Source organism: uncultured Bifidobacterium sp. (assembly GCF_949292005.1).
Lineage (GTDB): Bacteria > Actinomycetota > Actinomycetes > Actinomycetales > Bifidobacteriaceae > Bifidobacterium.
On the sequence record NZ_CASEXV010000082.1, the window covers coordinates 21,026 to 43,375 of the forward strand.

The window sequence follows — 22,350 nt, forward strand, 5'->3', positions numbered from 1 at the left end:
ACCGTGCGATTGTCATTTCGCGAAGGCACAATGGGACGCATGTCATCATCATTCGACGCCCTCCACGATTTTCTGGAATCGGTCAGCCCCCAGAACGGGGACACCAGACTCGCCGACTCCCTGCTGCTGGGCTTTGACACCGAAACCACCGGAGCCAGCGTGGGACGGGACTCCATCGTGTCCGCCTCGCTTGTGCTCCGCGTCCCCCAAACAGACCGCCGCGAGGATCATGCCGCCTCCTGGGTGATCAACCCCCACCGCCCCATCAGTCCAGCGGCCTCCCGCGTGAACGGTTTCACCGATGCATTCCTGACGGCCAATGGAGTCGAACCCAAGGACGCCCTTCATGAGATCTCTGGAATCATCGCCACAGCCCAGTCGAAATCGATTCCCCTGCTCGCCTACAACGCCTCGTTCGACGTCGGAATGATTGAGTCCAATCTGCGACAGTGGGGGCTTCCCGGAACCGACATATCCCTCATCATCGATCCTCTGGTGATCGACAGGGCCGTGTCGACGCGTCGCGGGCGGCGTACGCTGTCCGCCACAACCGAGTACTACGGAATCGAGCCGGACGGCGATTTCCATGACGCCCATGCCGACACAGTGGCGGCCGTCGACCTCATCGCACCAATCTCGGAGCTCCACCCCCAGATCGCCGACATGAGATTGAGTGAGGCAATGGAATGGCAACGACAGGCATACATGAGGTGGGCCCACTCGTTCAACAAGTGGCTTCAGTCGCAGGGACGACAACCCATCGACGAGACGTGGCTATAATCCGGACCGAATCCGTCACATCTGCGACCATACGGCTGAACGCCTCGAAAGGGATATGACACATGGAACGCGCGGCAGCACAACCACAACCACAACCACAACCACAACGGCCATCATTGGCCACGGCGGCGGACATCCTCTCCCAGGCCGGACTGCTCCGGGAGATCATCGCCGGCGACGTTTGGACGCTTGATCCCTCGGACATCGACGGATCCGACGTTCCCTTCAGCGACCTCACCTACGATTCCCGAACCGTCACGACGGGGTCCCTCCTCTGCTGCAAAGGGCGCTTCCGTCCCGAATACCTCGTGGACGCCGAGCGTCGCGGCGCGGCAGCCTACGTCTCGCAGGAGGATCTTTCAGGATCCGTCCATATTCCGGGCCTCGTCGTGAACGACGTACGCCAGGCGCTTGGACTGCTCGCCGACGCTTGGTTCGGATATCCCGAAAAGCACCTGACGCTCATCGGCATCACCGGAACCAAAGGCAAGACGACCACGGCGTGGTTCCTCCACTCGATCCTCGATTCGGTCAGCGGCGGACGCTGCGCTCTGCTTTCCTCCATCGCCAACATCGTCGACGGGAGCACCTGGGAGGAATCCAATCTGACCACACCGGAATCCCTCGACACCATGCGCATGATGCGCCGGGCTGTGGATGCCGGCATGCGTTACATGGTGATGGAGGTATCGTCGCAGGCATACAAGGTCCATAGGGTCGACGCGCTCACCTTCGACGTCGGGGCCTTCCTCAACATCAGCCCCGATCACATCAGCCCCATCGAGCATCCGACGTTCGAGGACTATCTGTATTGCAAAAGACGGATAGTCGACCACAGTAGAAGTCTGGTTCTGGGAGCCGACACCGCACACGCCGCCCTCCTGAGACAGGACGCCGCACACGCGGACATCCCCGTCACGACCTTCGCCCTCCACGACGGCCGAAAGGACACCGACGCCGATGTGGCCGCCGAACCTTTGGACCCCACTCATCTCTCCTATAGGATCGTCACCCACGACGGGGATTCCCATGACTGCCGTCTGGAACTTGATGGGGACTTCAACTATGCGAACGCGGCGGCGGCCGTGGCCATCGCGAATGCCGCCGGGGCCGTGGTGGATGGGAAATCGATCCGATCCATGGAGCGCGTGCGCGTTCCCGGACGTATGGAGAGGTTCGTCGACGAGAGATCACAGACCATCGGCATCGTCGACTATGCGCACAACGGCGTCTCGACCACCGCACTACTGGACTTTGTGGATGAGAGATATGGATCGAGACATCCCCATATCACCCTGATCACCGGCTCAGCGGGCAACAAGGCTTTCGACAGGCGGCGTGAGATCGTCGCGGCGGCGGAGAATCGCATCGACAGATTCATCTTCACCGAGGATGACACGGACACCGAGCCCACAGAGGATATATGTCGGCAGATGGACGAGAGCATCACGGTTCCCACAGTGGCTCACGACATCATCCTCGATCGTGTCGCTGCGATCGAAAAGGCCATCAGCGACGCCAGATCCCACCCCGATCGCGTCGACGTGATACTCGCCATAGGCAAAGGCAGCGAGCGCTGGATCAAAAGGCTGAACGAGCACACCCCCTATGAGGGCGACGACGTGCTGTTCTCCCGACTGCTGGGTTGAGCCGCGGACGCGGGGATCGGCATCAAGGTGCAGAGCCACGTTGTAAGGTAAGGCGGTGGCCATTGGTCCCATGGGACGAGCGGTTCCGTGACCGTATGGCCGCCATCGATACATGATTGGAGACATCGTTGACCAGCGTCGAATTCGTCACCATACAGGATGTGCAGCAGGAGGCCGAACGGCATGGCGTTGCCCTGCCGTTGGAGCAGACGGACATCTGGATGAGCTACCAGAACACCATTGAGGGACGGCGCTATTGGGGATCCGCCGTGCTCCGCGAGGACGACCGCATCGTCGCGCTGATCTCCCTTGTCGAGTTCACCACCCACGGGTACCGTTTCCTCCGCGCCTGGCACGGACCCGTATGGGTTGATGGCACTCCCACGCCAGAGCAGGAGCGTGATGCCATCAAGGCCCTGTCCTCGGCAGTCCACCACAAGGATGGCGCGCAACTATTCATCCGCTGTGCCGTGTGGTCCGAATCCGATCTCACGCACGCCACATTGTCGGCGGTTCCCTACGATCGGACCGTTGTAATCGATGTCACCGGAGGAGACGAGGCCATCCTGTCGCGAATGAAGCGGCGTGGTCGCCGAGATGTCCGCAAATCGCTGCGCGAATGCCCTGCGGCATGCGCGGATGAGACCACCGATGCCATGAAGTCGTTCCGCGAATATTACGAGATCATGGTCGAAACCGGGCAACGCGACGGTTTTGCGCCCGCCCCGATCGAGGATTACGAGACCATGCTGCGAATCCTCGGAGAGGACCATTGCCGGGTTTTCGCCGCACGAAGCGAGGGAAAGGTGATCGCATGGTCAATCGTCACCGTCACGGGAACCATGGCGGTGCGCTACTACGCGGCGATGAGGACCGACGCGATGGGCATGCACGCCACGGACAGACTGCTCTACTGGGAGTGCTGCGAGCTCGGGCGGCGCGGAATATCGGATTACGATCTGATGGGCATAGGAAGCGACTTCTCCCCCTCGCTCAAAGGCCTGAATGAGTTCAAAACCAAATTCACCGAGGAAATCACCGAGGTCGCCCCCGATCGGGACGTCCCCCTCCATCCCATCGCATATTCGACGCTCACGGGAATCAAGTCGATGAGGTCGGCCCTTCGCCGCTAACCCTCTCGGGAAATCCCTCAAGACGCTGGCTCATCACCGTCGTCACACCATCGGATCTCATGGTGACCCCGTACAACGCGTCGGCTATCCCCATGGTCCGCTGCTGGTGCGTGATGATGATGAGCTGCGCGTGTTTGCTCAGATCGGACACCGCGGAGAGCAACCGGGACAGATTCACATCGTCCAGCGCCGCCTCCACCTCGTCCATCACATAGAACGGACTTGGGCGCGCCATGAAGATTGCGAAAAGCAGCGCCAAAGCCGTCAAGGAGCGTTCGCCTCCCGAGAGAAGACTGAGCTGCCGGACTCTCTTTCCTGCAGGACTCGCCTCGACCACAACACCCGTCGTCAGAAGATCATCGGGGTTGTCCAGACGCAGACGTCCATGCCCGCCTGGAAAAAGCGTGGCGAAAACATCCTCGAAGGCCTTCGCCGTGTCTTCGAACGCGCTGCGGAACACATCCACCATCGTGGAGTCGATGCGTGAGACAAGTGTCATCAGATCGGCCCTTCCCGCTGCTATGTCGTCACGCTGCGAAACGAGGAAACGGTGGCGTTCCTCCAACGCGTCATACTCCTCCGTAGCCAGAGGATTGACCCGTCCCAGAGCCGCCAGATCCTTGGCGGCCTTGTCCCTTCGCCGTTCCTGCTCAGCCCGGTTGTAGGCGACCGTCTGATAGGCACCGGCATCATCACCTGTGACATCCGCACCTACGTCGGCATCGTCGACACCATCTTCGACGGACTTGCGCACCGGCCGTCCATCATCATCCAGAACGGGCACCGGCCTGTCGGGTCCGAAACCCGCGACAAGCTCATCCACCCCCATCCCCAGCTCATCGGCGACGCGCCTGGACAGCTCGTCATAATCCGACTCCGCCCGTTGAAGCTCCAGATCGATCTTGTGCGCCTTCGCCCCCAGTGACGACACCTCGGGTTCCAACGCATCCCTTTGCGCGCGCAAAGATCGGAGCCGTTCGTTATGCGCATCCATATCCTCATGCAACGACCGGCGCCGACCGTCCACCACATCAATCGCGTTCCGAGCCAGCGAGGATGCGCTCTCGCAGTCCTGCGCTATCCTTCGCAGAACGCCGATCGTCCGGTCTATGTCCGCGTTGCGCGCGGCGATCCCCTCGCGCCTGCGCCGCGCGCGGACGGCGTTGTCGGACAACAGTTCCGCCTGCCGATGAAGCGATTCGCATGACCTCGCCGCATCCTTCCATGACAGCGTGGCGTCCAACTCCTCCTTGCGGCTTCCGGCGAGCGCCACATCAAGCGCCCGCTCACGCTCCGCCAACGTCCCGGCATCCGCGCCATCACCATCCACAGTGTCCGAATCGGCCTCAGCCAAAGCGCGGTGGGCATCCGCGACGCGCTCTTTGTGGAGCTGCTCCTGATCAAGGCACGCCTGATAGGCCTCCTCGATCTGCAACAACTGACGACCGACTTCATCCAGGGTTTTTCTTGACTCCTCGGCGATTCTCTGCTGCTCGCGGATCCTCAGACGACTCTCCTCGAGTTTCTCCCGCAGCGTCTCCACCAGATCGGCGGCCGCACCGACCCGCTTCTGGATGGACTCCCCCTCCCGCCGGAAGCGCCCGGCCTCGGAGCGGTTGGCCTTCGCATCCTCACGTGCCTTGTCGCGGGCGGCCACGAGAAGCATATCGGACGACCCATCCGACGTTCCGGACATCAGCCCGGCCTTCCCCACAAGAAGACCATCAGCGGTGACCGCCATTCTCCATCGTGCGTTCCGGGTTGTTCTCCACGCGTCTTGGGCATCCGACGCGCACGCGACATCCGCCACCATTCCCGCGACGGTGGCGAGAATCGATTCCGCGAGACTGACATCCGCGCATTCCGGATTAACCGACAATCGCGAGGCCAGGGACGGCCCCCCATCATCATGCAGCGCCACGTCCGCATCCGGTCGGGGACAGACGACCACCACATAATCACCATCGACATCCACAGTGACGAGCAGCGATTCGGCGGCGGAGCCATCCATGACGAGAGCCCGGCCCCAAGGACCGATCACACGGTCGAAGGCCCGCTCCCATCCCGGAGAGACGCGAAGAAAATCCCACAGCCTTCCCCTGGAGGCACCATGACCGTCCAACGCGGATTCCATATCCCCGCCACGGCTGGAAAGAGTATCGTTCAGAGCCGCCGCCTTCGCCTCCAGGGATATCGCCCGCGATTCCCGCTCGCGCATCCGGTTCTGGGTCTGCGCAAGCGCCTCCTTGAGCCTCCGGAGATCCTCGCGCGCATCGTCAAGGGACCGTTCCAGATCCCGCAGGGTTTCACCCGCATCGTCCCGCTGTTGCGAAACCCGTGAACGAAGGTCCTCCATCCGGCGGGACAGCTCCGTCCTCCGCGCTCCAAGATCCTGCGACCTCGACCGGGCGAGCTGGACCGCGGACTCCTCCTTGGCGATGAGCTCGCGGATCTCGGCCATTCTGGCGTCCCTCTCCTTCGCGGCCCTGCGGACATGCTCCATCGTCTGTCGTATGGACGCAAGCCTTCTCTCCTCCTGCGCCCGTCTTTCGATGATCTGGTCGCAGGCAAGCCGCCGGTCGGCCACCACGCCGTCCATCCGTTCCGCCTGCTGCGCGAGCTCGGCTGCGCGCTGCCCGATGATGTCAGGATCCTCACCCATATCCGCCACCTTCGAGGAGCGAAGCGACGCCTCACGCTCCTCCACCACGGCGATCATGGATCCGAGGCGCTGCGTCTCCTGGGTGAGGCCACGCCAGTCGCCCTCGCATCGCGCAAGGTCGGGATTGGCGCTGGTCGACAGCTTCTCCAACTGTTCTATCCGTCCCCTCAATGCGGCCAGCCGCGCCGTGACATCCTTCAGCGAGCGCCCCGTGCCACCCGCGGACCGCCGAAGGCCCTCCACGCGTTCGGACAGTCTCACCGCATCGTCGGCCATGACACGGCTTTTCGCATCGCGCAGCGCGGCCGACACAAGATCGGCACGACGGGAGATCCGAGCCTGCCTTCCCAGTGGCCCCATCTGACGCCGCACCTCCGTGATGAGATCGTCCACGCGCGCGAGATTGTCCTGCGTGGCGGCCAGTTTGCGCAGGGCCCTGTCCTTCCTTCTGCGGTGCTTGAGAATCCCCGCGGCCTCCTCTATGAACGCCCTGTTCCCCGCGGGGTCGGCCCGGAGGATGGAGTCCAGCCGCCCCTGTCCGACGATGACATGCATCTGCTGTCCCAGACCGGTGTCGGACAACAGCTCCTGGATGTCCAGCAACCTGCACTGGCTGCCGTTGATGGCGTATTCGGATCCACCGTTGCGGAAAACCGTTCTGCTGATGGTCACCTCGGCATAGGGAACGTCAAGGGCGTGGTCCGAGTTGTCGATCGTCAGCGTCACCTGCGCGCGGCCAAGCGCGGGTCGTGTGGCGGTTCCGGCGAAGATGACGTCCTCCATCGAACTCCCGCGAAGATTCCGGGCCCCCTGCTCCCCCATAACCCAGGTCAGGGCATCGACGATATTCGATTTCCCCGATCCGTTCGGTCCGACCACGGCGGTGATCCCCGGCTCGAAACGCAGGGTCGTCGCGGACGCGAAGGATTTGAATCCGCGAAGCATCAACTCTTTGAGGTACATGGGCGGCCGCCGTCAGACGCGTTCGGATTTGGGCTTGCCCAGGTCGGGATCGTGACGCTCCTTGAGAAGCGCCCTGGCATCCCCGGCGGTGACGAAGCTGCCGCAGATCAGAACGCCATGGCCATATCCGATCCCCATGTCGTCCTCGGCATCGACAAGATCCACGGCCGTCTGGATGGCATCCGGGAATGACTCCTGACGTACAACCCTGTCAGGACCGAAGACGCGCACGGCGATGGCCTCCAGCTCCTCGGCGGGCATCACACGCTCCCTCCACGAGTTCTCCGTCACCACAACCTGACTGAGAAGCGGCTCCAGAACGCCGAGATACTCCTCGACCTGCTTGTCCCTCATCATGGAGACGACACCCACAAGCTGCGAAAAGTCGTAGTTCTCCTCGATGGCGTCGCGAAGCGACTGGGCGGCGTTGACGTTGTGGCCTCCATCGATGATGATCGTCGGAGACGTCCTCACCGGTTCGATACGTCCCGGAATCACCACGGAGCCCAAGGCCTGGGAGACGATGTCGGGATCAAGACGTCCCGTCACGGGGATGACGATCTCCGCTGCGGCCACGGCGGCAAGAGCGTTATGGGCTTGATGCGCCCCGAACTTGGCGATGGGAGTCTGTGGATATTCGCCCATCGGCGTCCGTAACGTCGCCACCTGCCCTCCGACGGCGGGGATGCGCGATTCGACCTCCATCTCCTCCCCATCGCGGATCACGGTGGCATCTGCCCCCTTGGCCGTATCGAGAAGTATGGGCATGACCTTGGCGGCATGGGGCTGGGGACCGATGATCGCGACGCAACCGGGCTTGATGATGCCGGCCTTCTCGGTGGCGATCTTCTCGACCGTGTCGCCGAGCCATTGCATGTGATCCATGTCGACGGGACCAATCACCGCCGCGTCTGCGTCAAGCACGTTCGTCGCGTCCCAGCGTCCTCCCATTCCCACCTCGACCACGGCCACATCCACCGGAGCGTCCGCGAAGGCCCAGATGGCCATGGCAGTGAGAACCTCGAAGAAGCTCATGACGGGCTTGCCCAGCTCCCTCATGCGCGCGTCGACAATGTCGACAAGGCCGCGGGTCTGATCCCAGCAGTCGATGAAGTCGTCGTCCGAGAGCGGCTCTCCGTCCACAGCGATGCGCTCGGTGACATGCTCCAGATGGGGGGACGTGTATAGCCCCGTCCTCATCCCATAGGCGCGGCACACGGCCTCCGCCATCCGTGCGGTGGACCCCTTCCCATTGGTTCCGGTGATGTGGATGACGCGGAAGGACTCCTCGGGATGGCCCATCAGGTCAAGAATCATGGACATCCTGTCCAGATCGAGATTGGTGGTGTTATGCTCGGGCGGACGGTTCATGATCTCACGTTCGACGTCGATCAGCCTCTCCCCATTCCCATCGGGATGCTCCAGTGACATATCTACGACGTCCTCTCACCGCGTTCACGCGCTTTTCTCGTTGACGGCCTCATTCCGTGCCCGGACATATCCGAACCGGATGTCGTGCCTGTTCCTCCGTGCCATTCTATGTCCGCGCCATTCTACGAAAATTCCCAATCCACGGAAACTCCCGGCGGAAGCGCGTTCGTTTGGACGTTTTGAGCGCTGAGGCAACATGTCACCCGCGAAGCGCGACTACCATAGGCCGCTGAGAGACGGGGTCGTGGCGGAGCGACGATTGGACGGCCCGCGCGCCCCCGGAACGCAGAGCGGTGTGGCGCGGAACACGCGTGAGCACGCAAAGGACCATGGGAAAGGACCGTGATGGGCGAGATCATCACCGAGCAGGACAAGCGTTATGAGACGGAGGAGAGCGCATCCGCGCCGGGAGCGGACCAGCCCATGTCCGACAGGGTCAACAACCGGTCCCTGCGCCCCAACAGCCAGATCTTCAAGGAGTTCATGACCACCGGCTGGGACAACAACGAGCCGGATGTCACGCCCCTGCCATCCAGCGCCTACACTCCGGCCCGCCTTGAGGAGCTGGGACGGCGTTTCCCCGGAGAACGGCTGGTGATCCCCGCGGGACAGCCGAAGGTCCGCAACAACGACTGCGACTACGCGTTCCGTCCCGACAGCGCTTTCACCTACTACACCGGTCTCGGACAGGATTTCGAGGCCGGTGCGGTTCTCATCCTCAACCCGCTGGATCCATCGGATCCCCGCGCGGCGGAGGGGAAAACCCATGTTCCCGAGCTTTTCGTGGCACCCCGGGCCGACAACAGCACCGAGGACTACTATCGTGACGCCCATTACGGCGAGTATTGGGTGGGGCCGCGCGCAGGCCTCAAGGAGCTCGCGGCTATGACTGGCATCGAAACGCATGACATCGCGCAGCTCCCCGATGCCCTGGGCAAGGATGTCGGCGCGGCTGCCGGAGCCGTCCACGTGCGTGTCATTCCCGGCGTCGACCAGTCCATCGACGTCATGGTCGACGGTCTTCGGACGTCCAACGGATTCCCCGACCGCGATGGCAATTCAGCCCATGACGACAAATTCCAGGAGTTCGCCTCCGAACAGCGCATGGTGAAGGATTCGTATGAGGTGACTGAGATCCGTCGTGCGGTGGACGCCACAAAGGATGGTTTCGACAGCATTCTGTCCCGCCTCCCCGAGTCCGTCGGCAAGCCGCGGTCGGAGAGGATGCTTGAGGGCGCCTTCAATTCCGTCGCACGTGAGGAGGGCAACGCCGTGGGATACGACACCATCATCGCCTCGGGTGCGCATGCGCCGATCCTGCACTGGATGCGCAACACAGGAGTCGTGGGCGAGGGCGAGATGCTTCTCATCGACGCCGGCGTGGAGGTCGACAGCCTCTACACTGCGGACATCACCCGCACCTTCCCCGTCGGCGGCCATTTCAGTCCATTGCAGCGCAGGCTCTACCAGGCCGTTCTCGACTCGCAGCAGGCGGGATTCGAGGCGGCGCGCCCCGGAGCGACGTATTCCGACATCCATCACGCCTGCATGCGGGTGATCGCCCAACGGCTGCATGATTGGGGCATCCTCCATGTGGACGTGGAGGAGTCGCTCTCCCCGGCCGGACAGCAGCATCGCCGGTGGTTGGCCTGCGGCGTGGCCCATCATCTGGGACTCGACGTCCACGACTGTGCGCAGGCCCGATACGAGTCCTACCAGGACGCCGAGATTCGTCCGGGCATGGTGTTCACCATCGAACCGGGATTGTACTTTGCGCAGAACGATCTTCTTCTTCCGCCCGAGATGCGGGGGATCGGCATCAGGATCGAGGACGATGTCCTGATGACGGACAACGGCCCCGAATGGATCTCCGCGGGAATCCCCAAGGAGATCGACGACGTCGAGGCGTGGATGGCCACGCGTGCGGCGGGCGCCAGATGACCACCCCCACCTTCATCACGGAACTCCGCGCTTACATCGGACACCGTCCTCTATGGCTGTCCGGCGTCACTGCGTATGTGGAGGACGAGACGGGACACGTTCTTCTCGGAAGACGTTCGGACACCGCAGAATGGGCCTTGGTTTCGGGGATTGTCGAGCCCGGAGAGAATCCCGCGGACACGGTGATCCGCGAAGTCGCGGAGGAGACCGGCGTCGATGTGGTCGTGGACGCGCTGGCATCGGTGTCCTCGTCCTCGACGCCCGTCGTGTATCCCAACGGCGACATCACGCGATATCTGGATCTGACCTTCCAGTGTCATGCCGCCCCCGGAGGCAGGCATGATGCGCGCGTGGGAGATGACGAGAGCCTCGACGTGGGGTGGTTCGACCGCAACGAGCTTCCACAGCCACTGTCGCGCAGCACAACCACGCGAATGGAGGACATTCGGCGCTTTATTCGCAACCAACAGGACGGGGACGCTCGTGCCTTGTTCACCGTTGACACCACGGCCAATCAGGAATGAAGCAGCGCGTGCAGCTTCTCCCGGTGGAGACGTTGCTCCCGCGGATCGGGAATCGGCAGGGATGCCAACAGTTTCTTCGTATACGGATCCGAGGGGTGCCCAATCACCTCTGACGCATATCCATGTTCGACGATGTGCCCCTGGTGCATGACCATGATTCTGTCCGCAAGCATGTCCACCACCGCCAAATCATGAGTGATGAACAGGCAAGCAAAGCCGATTTCTGCCTGAAGTTTCGTGAACAGCTCAAGAACCTTAGCCTGCACCGAAACATCAAGCGCGGATGTCGGCTCATCGGCGATGAGCAGCGAAGGTTTGAGCGCCAGCGCCCTAGCAAGGGAAGCCCGCTGACGTTGACCGCCAGAGAGCTCGTGTGGAAACCTGTCCATATATGCCCGCGGAAGCTGGACCATCTCGAGCAGATTGCCGACCTCCTTGCGGGCATCCTGAACAGTGGAGAATCGGTGGTTCACAATTAACGGTTCGGCGACATTCTGAGCGATTGTCATGAGTGGGTCAAAGGAGCTGCCGGGATCTTGAAAAACGAATCCAATCTGTGAGCGAATGGGACGAAAATCACGCTCCCTCACACCGTTCATTTCCTTTCCCAGAACCGTCAAAGATCCGCCACTCACCCTCTGAAGTCCCGCTATGGCCCGACCTGTGGTGGATTTTCCTGATCCGGACTCACCAACCAGCCCCAGAACCTCCCCCCGGTGTATCACGAAATCGATGCCAACGACCGCCACGAAATCCGGCTGCATAAGACGTCCCGGATAGGTGATCACAAGACCTTTCGCCTCAACCGCGACCGGCTGGTCACGCCAGTTCGTTCCTCGGCTGATCCGCTTACCATCAGGTCCGGGCACCGCGATCTTCTGACCGATCCTTGGAACCGCGGCCAACAATCGCCGTGTGTACTCATGGTGGGGTTCGTGGAATATCTGGTCCACATCCCCCTGCTCGACGACATGCCCCTTGTACATGACCACCACCTGGTCGGCTATGTCGGCGATTACCCCCATGTTGTGCGTGATGATCAGAACACTCGCGCCGAATTCGTCACGCGCCAGCCTGAGAAGGTCGAGGATCTCCGACTGGACTGTCACATCCAACGCCGTCGTCGGCTCATCAGCCAGAATGAGTCCCGGATTGAGAACCAACGCCATGGCGATGACAATCCGCTGCTTCTGCCCTCCCGAAAACTGATGGGGGTAATAATCAACACGGGTTTGCGGATCGGGTATGCCCACCTTGCGGAGTATATCGATGGACTTCTCACGCAGCTTATGGCGATCCTTCAAACCGTGGGCACGCAACCCCTCCTCGATCTGCCATCCAATGGTGTAAACGGGGTTGAGCACAAGATTCGGCTCCTGGAAGACCATCGCCGCCCTGTCCCCGCGCATTCGACGCAGATCCTCTCCGCTAAGCGAAAGGACATCCACCGCCTGATCGTCGGCCCTTCCCGATAGGTAAATCGCTCCCGAGGTGGTGGCCGTCTCCGGAAGAAGCTTGATAATGGATCTCGCCGTAACCGATTTCCCCGATCCAGACTCCCCCACGACGCCCACCACGGACCGCCGCGGAACCGTGAAACTCACTCCGTCAATTGCCTTGATGGATCCCGCATCCGTCATGAACGACACGCTCAGACCATCGATTCGCGCCAACTCATCCTGCGGCAGCGCACGCACACCGTCCGAGGAATCCATGCTCCTGGATCTTCGTTCATCGTCCATCTTGAGCCCCCTTTTCCATGACAGCTTCATCCACGTCGACCACGGCATCACACGACTCGACGTCCACGGACGGCTCGACCGACGTGTCCTCGATGGATCCCACGACTTCGCCGACCGATTTACGCGCGCGAAGACGCGGGTCCGCCAAATCATTGAGCGACTCGCCCACCAGAGTGATCCCTAGGACGATGAGAACGATTGCGACGCCCGGGGCCACTGCGGTCCACCAGATTCCGGCCGTGACATCGGCGACGGAGCGGTTAAGGTCATATCCCCATTCAGCGGCGGCGGTCGGCTCTATGCCGAAGCCTAGGAAGCCCAGTCCCGCCAGCGTGAGAATTGCCTCCGAGGAGTTGAGCGTGAGAATCACGGGCAATGTGCGCGTCGAGTTGCGGAGAAGATGCCTCGTCATGATCCTCCAGGTGGAGGCACCGACGACCTTGGCCGATTCGATGTATGCGGACTCCTTGATGCGCACGACCTCGGAGCGGATCACGCGAAAATACTGTGGAATGTACACTACAGTGATGGAGATTCCCGATGCCAGAATCCCACCCCACAAACTCGACTGGCCTCCGGAGATCATAATCGCCATAAGAATGGCCAGCAGCAGCGACGGGAACGAATAGATGGCGTCGGCGACGACGACGAGCACACGATCGATCCATCCTCCGAAGTACCCCGATACGAGTCCCAAGAACACTCCGACGAAGATGGACAGAAGAACCGCGATGATGATGGCGATGACCGCAGTTCTGGCTCCCCAGACCGTGCGGCTGAACACGTCGAAACCCCCCACTGTCGTTCCCCAGATGTGCCCCTCGCCGGGAGCGGACTGAGTGGGGAACGACTTGCCGTTGGCACCCTTGATCTGCGCATACCCATAGGGGGCTATCCACGGCGCGAAAACGGCCACAAGAATGAAGAACGCAGTGATGACGAGTCCCATGATCAGCATCGCCTTCTGCCATCCCACTGCGATTCGCAGCGATTTGACGAAAGGTATGTGAGAGAGGAATGAGGGACCCCGCGACGCGGAGGAGAGCGCTTCGATCCTTTCATCGGACCGTGGACCTACTGTCGAATCCTTTGCTGCCATCGCTCAGTACCTCACTCTCGGATCGATGAGGGCGCTGATGACGTCCACGATGAAATTGACCACAGAGACGATGATGGCAATGAGGATCACGATTCCCTGGACCGCAACGAAATCCCTAGCCTTAAGATAGTTAGACAGCATGAATCCCAAACCCTTCCACTCGAACGTCGTCTCCGTAAGGACGGCCCCGGCAAGCATCATGGCTATCTGCATACCCATCACCGTGATGATAGGAATTAAGGCCGGCCTCCAAGCGTGCTTCGACAACAGACGTCCCTCGGACACACCCCGCGATCGAGCTGCCTCCACGTATCCCGACATGTACGTCGAGATGACGTTCGTCCTCACCAGACGGATGAACACCCCGGCGGTGAGAAGCCCCAAGCTGAGCGCGGGAAGGATGGCGTGCTCCAGAACATCTCCCAGCACTTTCATGTCGCCCAGTTGAAGGGCATCAATGATGTACAGACCCGTGGGCGATACCAACCGTGAGAACTGCATCTCAGACGACAGCGATGAGCGACCGGAGCTGGGGAGGACTCCCAACCACACGGAGAAGATAAGCTTGAGCATAAGCCCGAGGAAGAACACCGGTGTGGCATAGCACAGAATCGCGAAGACCCTGATTGAGGCATCGGCCAAGGTGTCACGCCGGCGTGCGGCCAAACGTCCCAGACCGATGCCGACGATCAACGCGACAACGAGCGACAACAGCGTCAGCTCCAAGGTCGCGGCCCCGTAGTGCACAAGGATCGATGAGACGGGCTGGTTGTCAGTAAGCGTCGTGCCAATATTTCCGTGCAGAAGATCACGCAGATATGCAAGATACTGCACGATCAAAGGTCTGTCATACCCAGCCGCATGAATTCTTCGCTGCAGTTCCTGGGGAGTGAGCCGCCCTCCCATCGCCGCGGATATGGGATCGCCCGTGGCCCGCATCACAAAGAAGACGATGGTCACCAGGATGAAAACTGTGGGGATGATCAGAAGAAAACGGGTTATGACGAACCGGAAAAAACCTCCAGAGATTCTGTTCCTCCGAGGTTTCCCGGGATGTGGATCCGACTTCATGGACCCCGTACCGTCCTGCACGGCTATGTCTGATGTCACTGCAAATCCTCCTCGATGATGATGACCATCATCCATCCAACGTACGTCCCGTCGTTCGAATTCCCGATGAGGCTCGACGAGCGACGCCGCCGGCTCCCATAGGAAACCAGCGGCATCGGTCCTGCTCTCTCAAGAGCCATCGGAATTCACGCCATCCGCAATCAGGACTTGGTGATCGAGGCGTAGCGGAAGCGGAAGGACGCATCTAGCACCACACCCGAGACATCTGTTCCGGTGATGGCTATCTGCGAACCCTGAAGAAGTGGAATGGTCGACAGATCCTCGGTTTCCAGATCCTGAATCTTCTCCAGAATCGTCTTACGTGACGACTCGTCCTTCTCACCCGCTTGTTTGACGATCAAGTCGTTTATCGTCGAATTGCTGTAGCCGTTATTGACAAAGTTCCCGTCCCGGAAGAACGGCGAGAGATAGTTGTCGGGATCCGAGTAGTCGGGGAACCATCCCAGCTGATATACGGGATATGATCCGTCGGAGTCGTCGGTGACGACACGCTCCTTGTTGTACTGAGTCCACTCGGTCTGTTGGATTTTCACAGAGAAAAGCCCCCCCTCTTCGAGCTGAGACTTGATCGCCGCGTACTCGTCCGCGGACGACGCTCCGTAGTGGTCGGCGTTGTACTGGATGTTAAGGGTCACGGGAGTTGTTACGCCTGCGTCGGCGAGGACCTTCTTCGCCTTAGCCAGGCTGGGGCCGCCCTTGCCATCGCCGTATGTGGTCTTGAACGTGTTCTTATGACCGACAAGGCCATTCGGAATGTAGGAGTACATGGGCGTATACGTTCCCTTATACACCTTCTCGGCAAGTTCCTCCCTATCGATGAGGTTGGCTACTGCCTGCCTCACGGCCTTCGCCTTGGCGGCGTCAGCGTTCGACTGCGACTCGCCATACGGTTGGAGCTTCATGTTGAACGCCAGCATCCTCTCCTCGCCGCCAGGGCCCTTGACGACCTTGACCTTCGAGTTCTTCGACAGATTCGAGATGTCCGTCGGAGTCAGGGAACGGTAGGCTATATCGACCTGCCCCTCCTCAACGGCCATCTTGAGATTGGAGGAATCAGCGAAGTACTGCACCTGCACCACAGAGTTCTTAGCAGGCGTCAACCCCTTGTAGCTCGTGTTCTTGGCATATGCCAAGGCCTCATTGATCTTGAACGAGGTGAGCTTGTATGGTCCAGCAAAGGCGTTCTTCTTGACGATGGTAGACGCGTCCGTCAGTTTCGTGGCGGAGAAGACCTCGTTGTCGACGATGGGTCCGGCAGGGCTTGACAGCACCTGCTTGAGCGTCACATCGTAGGGAACGGAATCCTTGAACACCACGGTGGACGCGTCAGGCGTGGATATCGATTCGATGTTCGCGAGCAGGGATGACGGACCATTGGCATCGTTGATCTTCTTGATGCGGTCGAAGGAGAACTTCACGTCTGCGGAATCCAAAGTGTCGCCGTTGGCGAACTTCAGACCACTCTTAAGCTTAACTGTGAACTCGGTCCCATCGGAGTTCCAAGTACCGTCATCTGCGGCAATGTCGGGGCTGAGCTTGGATGTCTTGTAGTTCTGCGCGTACAGAAACGGAAAGACTTGTATCTGCACGGCGTAGGAGCCATTGTCATAGGACCCTGCAGGATCCAGACTGACGATTTTGTCGGTTGTTCCGATGGTGATGGTCGAAGACCCGCTGTCCGAGGTTCCCGACTTCACCCCTCCGCACGCGGCAAGCGATGCGACCGCGGCCACTACGGCCACCGCAGCGGTGATTCTTCTATATGTCAATGCCCTCTCCCTCTATTTTCTCCGGCTTCTCCGACACCTTATCCGGAAGAAATAACCCTATGAAGGTAATGTTTCGATGATATTGCCAAACAACACACGAAAATCGTGTATCTCACAGACCGGACATACTGCATCCGTCGCTATGACGACCCGCATAGTCGTATGATCGCGACTGTAATCGCGCCCCTCCCGAGAAGGGAACGAGCATGCGCAGGAGTATGGTCCGAACAAGGACCTGCCATCCATCCGCCACAATGGGACGGCAGCGGGAAAAATGTGCCCGAGAGGATCTCGGCGGTCACACGCCGGGACACGGGACAGGATGAGGGAGGACGCAGGCCAATGGCACGCGGGGATCGAGACGGCGGATCAGATCAGATGGCGTTCTTGCGACGTCTTTTCGTGCCGATCTACATACCTGCCATCCTTTTCGCCACCGGCGAGGGTGCGCTCATCCCCGTCGTCCCGCTGACCGCCAAGGCCTTGGGAGCGGGACTCGCGGGGGCCGGTCTGATATCGGGCCTGCTCATGATCGGCGTGGTTCTCGGCGACATTCCCAGTGGATACGCGGTGTCCCGATGGGGAGAGACCTTCGCCATGCGCATGGCGGCCGTAATAGCCATCGCATCGGCCATCGCCTGCCGAATGGCCACGAATCTTGTGGTCCTCTCCATCGGAGTCCTCATGATCGGCATGGCCTCCGCCACCTTCAACCTTGCACGGCACTCCTTCCTCACGACATGGACGCCCTGGTGGTACCGTGCCCGCGCCATGTCGCTTCTGGGAGGAACGACGCGCGTGGGCGCGTTCATCGGACCGTTCATCGCGGCTCCTGTCATCGCCTTCAGCGGATCGGACAATGTCTACTGGATTCACGTCGCCGCGTGCCTCGCGGTCCTGCTTCTGCTGCGTCTCACGCCCGACCCCGCGAAGGCGTTGTCGTCGAACCTGCAGGCCGCCCGATCCGAGCGGGGGCTTCGGGACTCCCCATCAGGAGCGACCACCACGCAAAGCGATTCGAAAAAGCATGTCGAACAGGAAAAACGCCCTTCGATCCGCGCCTATCTTCCCATCCTCATCCGGCTGGGAACCGCGGCGGGAATACTCCAGATGCTGAGGGCCTCACGACAGGTGATCCTCCCGTTATGGGGGGTGCAGCTCAACATACCCGAGTCCCGGATCGCCATCATCGTCGGCATCGCCGGGGCGGTCGATCTGTCACTCTTCTACACCTCGGGTCAGGTGATGGACCGCTTCGGCAGACGATGGGTCGCCGCGCCCGTGCTCGCCGGACTAAGCATCGCCCATCTTCTGCTTCCCCTGGCCAGCGCCGAATGGGGTTACGTGACCGTGGCCATACTGCTATCCCTCGCCAATGGCATGGGAAGCGGCATCGTGATGACATTGGGCTCCGATCTCGCCACACGCTACGCCGCCGATGACACGCCCGGCTTCCTCTCGGGATGGAGGGTATTCACCGACACCGGCTCCGCCGCCGGACCACTGGTCATATCCGGCATGACCGCACTGGCGGGACTGTGGTCGGCCCCTGTTCTCATGGGACTATGCGGATTGGCGGGGGCGTTCATGATGATGCGCTACATACCACGTCTTGTGGGACGGTAGGACGGTTATACAACGGGAGTGATGTAAGAGTGGATCGGCCGCGGAGCCTCACTTCCTCCACCGAAGCCAGCTGTCGGATGCCGATGTCTTGCAGGTGAGGACCACTCCCTTGCTGGACTTGGCCTTCTTGAATGATGAGGTCGATGTCGACTTGGACGACGACGCCTTGGAGGACGTTGCTTTCTTCGCGGTCGACGTTTTCTGGCGGAAGGCGTTCGATGTGCTCCCAGGCGCGCTTCCACCCTTCCTCACCAGAGTGATCTGAATCGCCTCAAGGCGATAGGCGTAACCCGCCGTGCCGGCGTCCGCCCCATCCTTTGCCCAGCCCATCCAACCGAAATGCTGTGCGTGAACGCGGTAATACACGTCGTACGCCGACCCCAGATTGCTGGTGAGTCTTATGCTGATCGCCTCAAGACGCTTCGCCTTGCCGGACGTTCCCGACATGGCCCCCGTGTTCACCCAGCCCTGCCAGCCATAGGTCTGCACATGCGTGCGATACGTCAGAGTCGGCTTCGGCGCGCTCGCCGGCGCGTCAAGACTCGACGATGTGGCCAGCGATTGATTCGGACAAGTGGCGAGGACCTTCGACATCGCGCTCTTCTCGCTGCTGGTGACCCACAACGAGTATTTTTTCTTGACGGTTATCTGACGGGCAACATAAGCGCAATCGGATGTGGTCTCGCTGGGAATCCATGACGAGGCGTCCTTGTCCCCCTTCGCCTCGTTGGCATCTCCATCGACGGCCAGCAGGTTCAACGGATCATTGGCCGGCGACTCGCGTTGCGTGGCGCTCCAAGACTGCGCTCCGGTAGACCAGGCGTTCCCCAGAGCCACCACATGGTCGATCTGAACAGCCGTGGAGGTAGTCTTCCCTCTATGGAAACTGATCGTCTTCCCGGTGTAGGGATCGGAGAGCGTGCCGCTTGTCACTTCGCAATGCTTTGAATCGCCGTAGGTGACCTTTGTCAAATCCCTTTTGAGTATGTCGTCCCTGGTGTCATATCCGTTGCCGTCGACGTCCGCCCACTCCTCGCCAAACTGGGAGCGGGAATACCCGCTCATCGACGCGGAATCGCTGACGGTCAAGGCTGACAGCGCAGTCAGCGCCGTTTCCGCCTGCGCCGCTTCGGCCTTCTCCACAGGCGTGGACAGAACGCCAACGCCCGATACCATCATGGTCAGCGACACCGCTGCGGACTTATGGACGACACCGTCAATTTACGCGCACGTGACATGTGCGCCTCCCCTTCTTCGTGGCACCCGGCTCTCTTAGACCGGATATCCTCACAGGAAAATCGTAGTACCGCGAGAAGCGTGACAAAACCAGTGCGTCATCATGCCGATGGACCACCATGCAGGCGGGCCCCCATCGGAATCCCAATCGCGACGTTTCAAACACATCGTGGCACCGGCCACCTCACCTGTCAATGAAGACGATTCCAACAAAAAAGGCCACTCCTCACGGAGTGGCCCCAATCCGCTTGTGGAGCTGCCGGGAATCGAACATATGTTCGAACACCCCAGTAATTCCAATGCCTCCCGGCTACTGCCGGAACCGGCGACCCATTAGACGACCCATTATCAATGGTTATCGCTTCCAACGAAGCCACTTTTGCGCGCAAAACTGTGGTCGGGTTTGCGATACCTGACGGGGTACGATGCTTGTGCTGCGATCCGATTGGGCGGCCGCGGCGTCGTCCTCGGTCTTCTTCTGCTCACTGGCGACGACTGCGTCCATCGACGACTGCAGCGCCGTGACCTGATCCATGTAGTCGCTTGCGGTGGCGGATCCCACACCCTGCGCGGTCTTCACGGCCACCGCCAAAGCGGTCCTCGCCTTATCGTCCGCGACCTTGTCCTTCGACGAGTCCTACAGAGTCCGAGCATCCTCGACCTTTGATGCAAGCGCCTTCTGCGCGTCGGCGATCTCGGCGGCCGCGCTCGCGGAGGCAGCAGAGCGGGACGTGGAGGCCGAGGCGGAGGCTTCGTTCTGCGCGGATGACTGTGAGCATGCCGAGACGCTGATGGACAGTATGGCGGCGACGAGTATTGCGGCAATCTTCTTCATTGTTTATCCCCCGGTCGTGGTTACTTGGTGTTTACTTGAACAGGTCCCAGAAGCTGAACGTGGTTTTCCTGTACACCTTGTTGTATAGGGCTTTCTTGGGGTGCGTGACCCAGCCGACGCCTTTCCTCCCATAGCCCGGGATGATGGCTTTCTTGATTGCCCTCTTGGCTCTGCCAGTGGTTCGGGCGCTGATGGAGCGTCTCAGGCTTGGTGTGCGTATGCCGAATTTCATGATTCCCCTTTTCCTGGTTGTCATCCGTGACAACCTTAGAAAAAGCTTAATACAGTCTCAAAGCGGGGAATGTCCCGCGTCGGACGCATGGTTCAACCATGAGGCTCAAACGTTGGGAGAGATGGACGGAATGGCCGTTGACCATCCTCTCGGTCGCGTTCATCGTCATATACGCGTGGCAGGTGCTCGCCGAACCCACGGGATACACGGCATCGATCGCGGACGTGTCCATGAACGTCATGTGGGCCGTCTTCGCCTTGGACTACGTCGTGTCGCTCACACTAGCCGAACACCGATGGACATGGTTCACCCACCATCTGTTCGACCTCCTCGTCGTCCTGCTGCCCATGATCCGTCCCCTGAGGGTGCTGCGCATCCTCACCGCGCTCCACGCCCTCCACCGAACCAGCGGCATGGCGTTACGCGGACGCATAGCCGTGTACGTGTCGTCGAGCGTGCTCGTGCTCATCCTCATCGGATCCCTTGCCATACTCGACGCCGAACGCCACGCCCCCGGAGCGACGATCACCACCTACCCCAAGGCCCTATGGTGGACCGTCGTAACCATCACCACCGTCGGATACGGCGACTACTCCCCCATCACCCCAACGGGACGCGTCATAGCACTCGCCATCATGCTCGCCGGCATCGCGCTCATCGGCGTGGTCACCGCCACGCTGGCCTCCTGGATCGTGGACGAGGTGAGCGCCGAGGAGCAAAGGAGCGCGGACATCACCCGCGCTCAGGTCGACGAACTCAACCAACGGCTGCGCCACATCGAAGACCTCATCGCTTACTCCGACACCGACGGGAGCACCTTCCACGGCGATAACCCCCAAACACCATCCAACAACTCCTGATAATCCAACAGCACCTGCAAGGTCACACCCAACTCCAACGCCAGCGCTCGCGGATCGCCATCCTCATGGATCCGTTCTGCCACCTTCATTCCGAGCCATCCGGAATCCTGGTAGAGAACGATTCTCGCACCATGCTTTTCCTGTTTGGGGACGAGAAGGCCCCGCCGAAGCGGGGCCGGGTGTTTTTACCCTACGATGGTTGATCCATGGGGAAGTTTGTTGAAGGTCTTGCCGCATTTCGTGCATACGAATTGCGTTTGGGTCTTGCCGAGTCCCGCCCCGCCGGCAACGGCTCCGAGCGGGCCAAGGACGATCCCTCCGACGACGCCTTTGGCGATCGACAGCTTTTTCTTCTGTCCGGCCACGATGACCTCACGATGACTGCAGAACATTGATTCCCCTTCCCCTTGAACGACCATGCCCGCGAAAACAGTATCACTCAGACGCTCCAGGCGTATCTGCCTTCATCCAATACGAACATCTGATAGTCGTCGATGACTTGCCGTTTCACGTCTAACTCGCAAGCAATGAGATAGGAACCGCCCTCATACATGCCTTCCGCGCTCGCATACTCCAGCGGGTCAATCAATCTGAGCGCCGTCTCCCGTCTGGCCCGGCGTTCGGCCCGCATGCCCTGCATGGTCGCACATCCCGTATCGCGGTGGATCGCGTGGATGAGTTCGTGACATAAAGCGCATCTGAGCTGCCATGGTCTGAGGTCATGACCGATGGTAATA

At 60.6% G+C, this 22,350-nt stretch carries 20 protein-coding genes; 7 read left to right on the top strand and 13 right to left on the bottom strand.

Annotated elements, in window-relative coordinates:
• Positions 1-39: 39 nt before the first annotated feature.
• The 3 genes from Q1X90_RS06350 (at position 40) to Q1X90_RS06360 (ending at position 3,562) form a co-directional block, all read left to right on the top strand.
• Positions 40-780 (top strand): exonuclease domain-containing protein, encoded by a 741-nt coding sequence (locus Q1X90_RS06350; protein ID WP_300768181.1) that lies wholly within the window; start codon positions 40-42, stop codon positions 778-780.
• A 62-nt stretch (positions 781-842) separates the two neighbouring features.
• A complete protein-coding gene (locus Q1X90_RS06355; protein WP_300768183.1) occupies positions 843-2,429 on the top strand; it encodes a UDP-N-acetylmuramoyl-L-alanyl-D-glutamate--2,6-diaminopimelate ligase in 1,587 nt (528 codons plus the stop codon).
• 128 nt (positions 2,430-2,557) lie between these two features.
• The gene (locus Q1X90_RS06360) at positions 2,558-3,562 is read left to right on the top strand and encodes a peptidoglycan bridge formation glycyltransferase FemA/FemB family protein (protein ID WP_300768186.1); all 1,005 of its coding nucleotides are present in this window, start codon (positions 2,558-2,560) and stop codon (positions 3,560-3,562) included.
• On the opposite strand, the gene smc is transcribed toward Q1X90_RS06360, so the two are convergent.
• The gene (gene smc, locus Q1X90_RS06365) at positions 3,531-7,187 is read right to left on the bottom strand and encodes a chromosome segregation protein SMC (RefSeq protein ID WP_300768188.1); all 3,657 of its coding nucleotides are present in this window, start codon (positions 7,185-7,187) and stop codon (positions 3,531-3,533) included. The two genes, Q1X90_RS06360 and smc, sit on opposite strands and share 32 nt — an antisense overlap.
• 12 nt (positions 7,188-7,199) lie before the next feature.
• On the bottom strand, positions 7,200-8,618 hold the full coding sequence (locus Q1X90_RS06370) for a folylpolyglutamate synthase/dihydrofolate synthase family protein (RefSeq protein ID WP_300768191.1): 1,419 nt from the start codon (positions 8,616-8,618) through the stop codon (positions 7,200-7,202).
• 345 nt (positions 8,619-8,963) lie between these two features.
• Here Q1X90_RS06370 and Q1X90_RS06375 point away from each other — a divergent pair, with 345 nt between their 5' ends.
• Both Q1X90_RS06375 and Q1X90_RS06380 read left to right on the top strand, forming a co-directional pair.
• The gene (locus tag Q1X90_RS06375; RefSeq protein WP_300768194.1) at positions 8,964-10,559 is read left to right on the top strand and encodes an aminopeptidase P family protein; all 1,596 of its coding nucleotides are present in this window, start codon (positions 8,964-8,966) and stop codon (positions 10,557-10,559) included.
• Positions 10,556-11,083: an NUDIX domain-containing protein gene (locus tag Q1X90_RS06380; protein WP_300768195.1), complete on the top strand. Its 528-nt coding sequence runs from the start codon at positions 10,556-10,558 to the stop codon at positions 11,081-11,083. Before Q1X90_RS06375 ends, Q1X90_RS06380 begins: the two co-directional genes overlap by 4 nt.
• On the opposite strand, the gene Q1X90_RS06385 is transcribed toward Q1X90_RS06380, so the two are convergent.
• Genes Q1X90_RS06385 through Q1X90_RS06405 form a run of 5 tightly spaced genes read right to left on the bottom strand, consistent with a single transcriptional unit; the run spans position 11,074 to position 16,824 of the window.
• Positions 11,074-12,798, bottom strand: a complete 1,725-nt coding sequence (locus Q1X90_RS06385; protein WP_300768232.1) for an ABC transporter ATP-binding protein — start codon at positions 12,796-12,798, stop codon at positions 11,074-11,076. The genes Q1X90_RS06380 and Q1X90_RS06385 overlap by 10 nt on opposite strands.
• A gap of 16 nt (positions 12,799-12,814) precedes the next feature.
• Positions 12,815-13,924: an ABC transporter permease gene (locus tag Q1X90_RS06390; protein ID WP_366944468.1), complete on the bottom strand. Its 1,110-nt coding sequence runs from the start codon at positions 13,922-13,924 to the stop codon at positions 12,815-12,817.
• A gap of 3 nt (positions 13,925-13,927) precedes the next feature.
• A complete protein-coding gene (locus tag Q1X90_RS06395) occupies positions 13,928-14,995 on the bottom strand; it encodes an ABC transporter permease (protein ID WP_300768235.1) in 1,068 nt (355 codons plus the stop codon).
• A 35-nt stretch (positions 14,996-15,030) separates the two neighbouring features.
• A complete protein-coding gene (locus Q1X90_RS06400; protein WP_300768197.1) occupies positions 15,031-15,174 on the bottom strand; it encodes a hypothetical protein in 144 nt (47 codons plus the stop codon).
• A 21-nt stretch (positions 15,175-15,195) separates the two neighbouring features.
• Positions 15,196-16,824, bottom strand: a complete 1,629-nt coding sequence (locus Q1X90_RS06405; protein ID WP_300768199.1) for an ABC transporter substrate-binding protein — start codon at positions 16,822-16,824, stop codon at positions 15,196-15,198.
• A gap of 342 nt (positions 16,825-17,166) precedes the next feature.
• Here Q1X90_RS06405 and Q1X90_RS06410 point away from each other — a divergent pair, with 342 nt between their 5' ends.
• The gene (locus Q1X90_RS06410; protein WP_300768202.1) at positions 17,167-18,450 is read left to right on the top strand and encodes an MFS transporter; all 1,284 of its coding nucleotides are present in this window, start codon (positions 17,167-17,169) and stop codon (positions 18,448-18,450) included.
• A gap of 48 nt (positions 18,451-18,498) precedes the next feature.
• Here Q1X90_RS06410 and Q1X90_RS07485 read toward each other — a convergent pair whose 3' ends face one another.
• From Q1X90_RS07485 to Q1X90_RS06435, 4 genes are all read right to left on the bottom strand, one after another.
• Positions 18,499-19,629 (bottom strand): DUF1524 domain-containing protein, encoded by a 1,131-nt coding sequence (locus Q1X90_RS07485; protein ID WP_366944469.1) that lies wholly within the window; start codon positions 19,627-19,629, stop codon positions 18,499-18,501.
• Between the two features lie 412 nt (positions 19,630-20,041).
• Entirely contained in the window at positions 20,042-20,272 is a 231-nt protein-coding gene (locus tag Q1X90_RS06425) for a hypothetical protein (protein WP_300768205.1), read from the bottom strand.
• Between the two features lie 51 nt (positions 20,273-20,323).
• Positions 20,324-20,521 carry a hypothetical protein gene (locus Q1X90_RS06430; protein WP_300768207.1) on the bottom strand — a complete coding sequence of 66 codons (198 nt, stop codon included), beginning with the start codon at positions 20,519-20,521 and terminating at the stop codon, positions 20,324-20,326.
• 31 nt (positions 20,522-20,552) lie between these two features.
• A complete protein-coding gene (locus Q1X90_RS06435) occupies positions 20,553-20,753 on the bottom strand; it encodes a hypothetical protein (protein WP_300768241.1) in 201 nt (66 codons plus the stop codon).
• 98 nt (positions 20,754-20,851) lie between these two features.
• Here Q1X90_RS06435 and Q1X90_RS06440 point away from each other — a divergent pair, with 98 nt between their 5' ends.
• Positions 20,852-21,613, top strand: a complete 762-nt coding sequence (locus Q1X90_RS06440) for a potassium channel family protein (protein WP_300768209.1) — start codon at positions 20,852-20,854, stop codon at positions 21,611-21,613.
• A 185-nt stretch (positions 21,614-21,798) separates the two neighbouring features.
• Here Q1X90_RS06440 and Q1X90_RS06445 read toward each other — a convergent pair whose 3' ends face one another.
• Together Q1X90_RS06445 and Q1X90_RS06450 are read right to left on the bottom strand one after the other, a co-directional pair.
• Positions 21,799-22,005 carry a hypothetical protein gene (locus tag Q1X90_RS06445; RefSeq protein ID WP_300768212.1) on the bottom strand — a complete coding sequence of 69 codons (207 nt, stop codon included), beginning with the start codon at positions 22,003-22,005 and terminating at the stop codon, positions 21,799-21,801.
• Positions 22,006-22,052: 47 nt separating this feature from the next.
• Positions 22,053-22,350: hypothetical protein (locus Q1X90_RS06450; protein ID WP_300768214.1), on the bottom strand; the 298-nt coding region annotated here is incomplete at its 5' end.

Coding starts and splice junctions, on each gene's coding strand:
- Q1X90_RS06350 (WP_300768181.1), top strand. CDS start 40: ATGTCATCATCATTCGACGCCCTCCACGATTTTCTGGAATCGGTCAGC.
- Q1X90_RS06355 (WP_300768183.1), top strand. CDS start 843: ATGGAACGCGCGGCAGCACAACCACAACCACAACCACAACCACAACGG.
- smc (WP_300768188.1), bottom strand. CDS start 7,187: ATGTACCTCAAAGAGTTGATGCTTCGCGGATTCAAATCCTTCGCGTCC.
- Q1X90_RS06370 (WP_300768191.1), bottom strand. CDS start 8,618: ATGTCACTGGAGCATCCCGATGGGAATGGGGAGAGGCTGATCGACGTC.
- Q1X90_RS06375 (WP_300768194.1), top strand. CDS start 8,964: ATGGGCGAGATCATCACCGAGCAGGACAAGCGTTATGAGACGGAGGAG.
- Q1X90_RS06380 (WP_300768195.1), top strand. CDS start 10,556: ATGACCACCCCCACCTTCATCACGGAACTCCGCGCTTACATCGGACAC.
- Q1X90_RS06385 (WP_300768232.1), bottom strand. CDS start 12,798: ATGGATTCCTCGGACGGTGTGCGTGCGCTGCCGCAGGATGAGTTGGCG.
- Q1X90_RS06390 (WP_366944468.1), bottom strand. CDS start 13,924: ATGGCAGCAAAGGATTCGACAGTAGGTCCACGGTCCGATGAAAGGATC.
- Q1X90_RS06395 (WP_300768235.1), bottom strand. CDS start 14,995: ATGAAGTCGGATCCACATCCCGGGAAACCTCGGAGGAACAGAATCTCT.
- Q1X90_RS06400 (WP_300768197.1), bottom strand. CDS start 15,174: ATGGCTCTTGAGAGAGCAGGACCGATGCCGCTGGTTTCCTATGGGAGC.
- Q1X90_RS06410 (WP_300768202.1), top strand. CDS start 17,167: ATGGCACGCGGGGATCGAGACGGCGGATCAGATCAGATGGCGTTCTTG.
- Q1X90_RS07485 (WP_366944469.1), bottom strand. CDS start 19,629: ATGATGGTATCGGGCGTTGGCGTTCTGTCCACGCCTGTGGAGAAGGCC.
- Q1X90_RS06430 (WP_300768207.1), bottom strand. CDS start 20,521: ATGAAGAAGATTGCCGCAATACTCGTCGCCGCCATACTGTCCATCAGC.
- Q1X90_RS06435 (WP_300768241.1), bottom strand. CDS start 20,753: ATGAAATTCGGCATACGCACACCAAGCCTGAGACGCTCCATCAGCGCC.
- Q1X90_RS06440 (WP_300768209.1), top strand. CDS start 20,852: ATGAGGCTCAAACGTTGGGAGAGATGGACGGAATGGCCGTTGACCATC.
- Q1X90_RS06445 (WP_300768212.1), bottom strand. CDS start 22,005: ATGTTCTGCAGTCATCGTGAGGTCATCGTGGCCGGACAGAAGAAAAAG.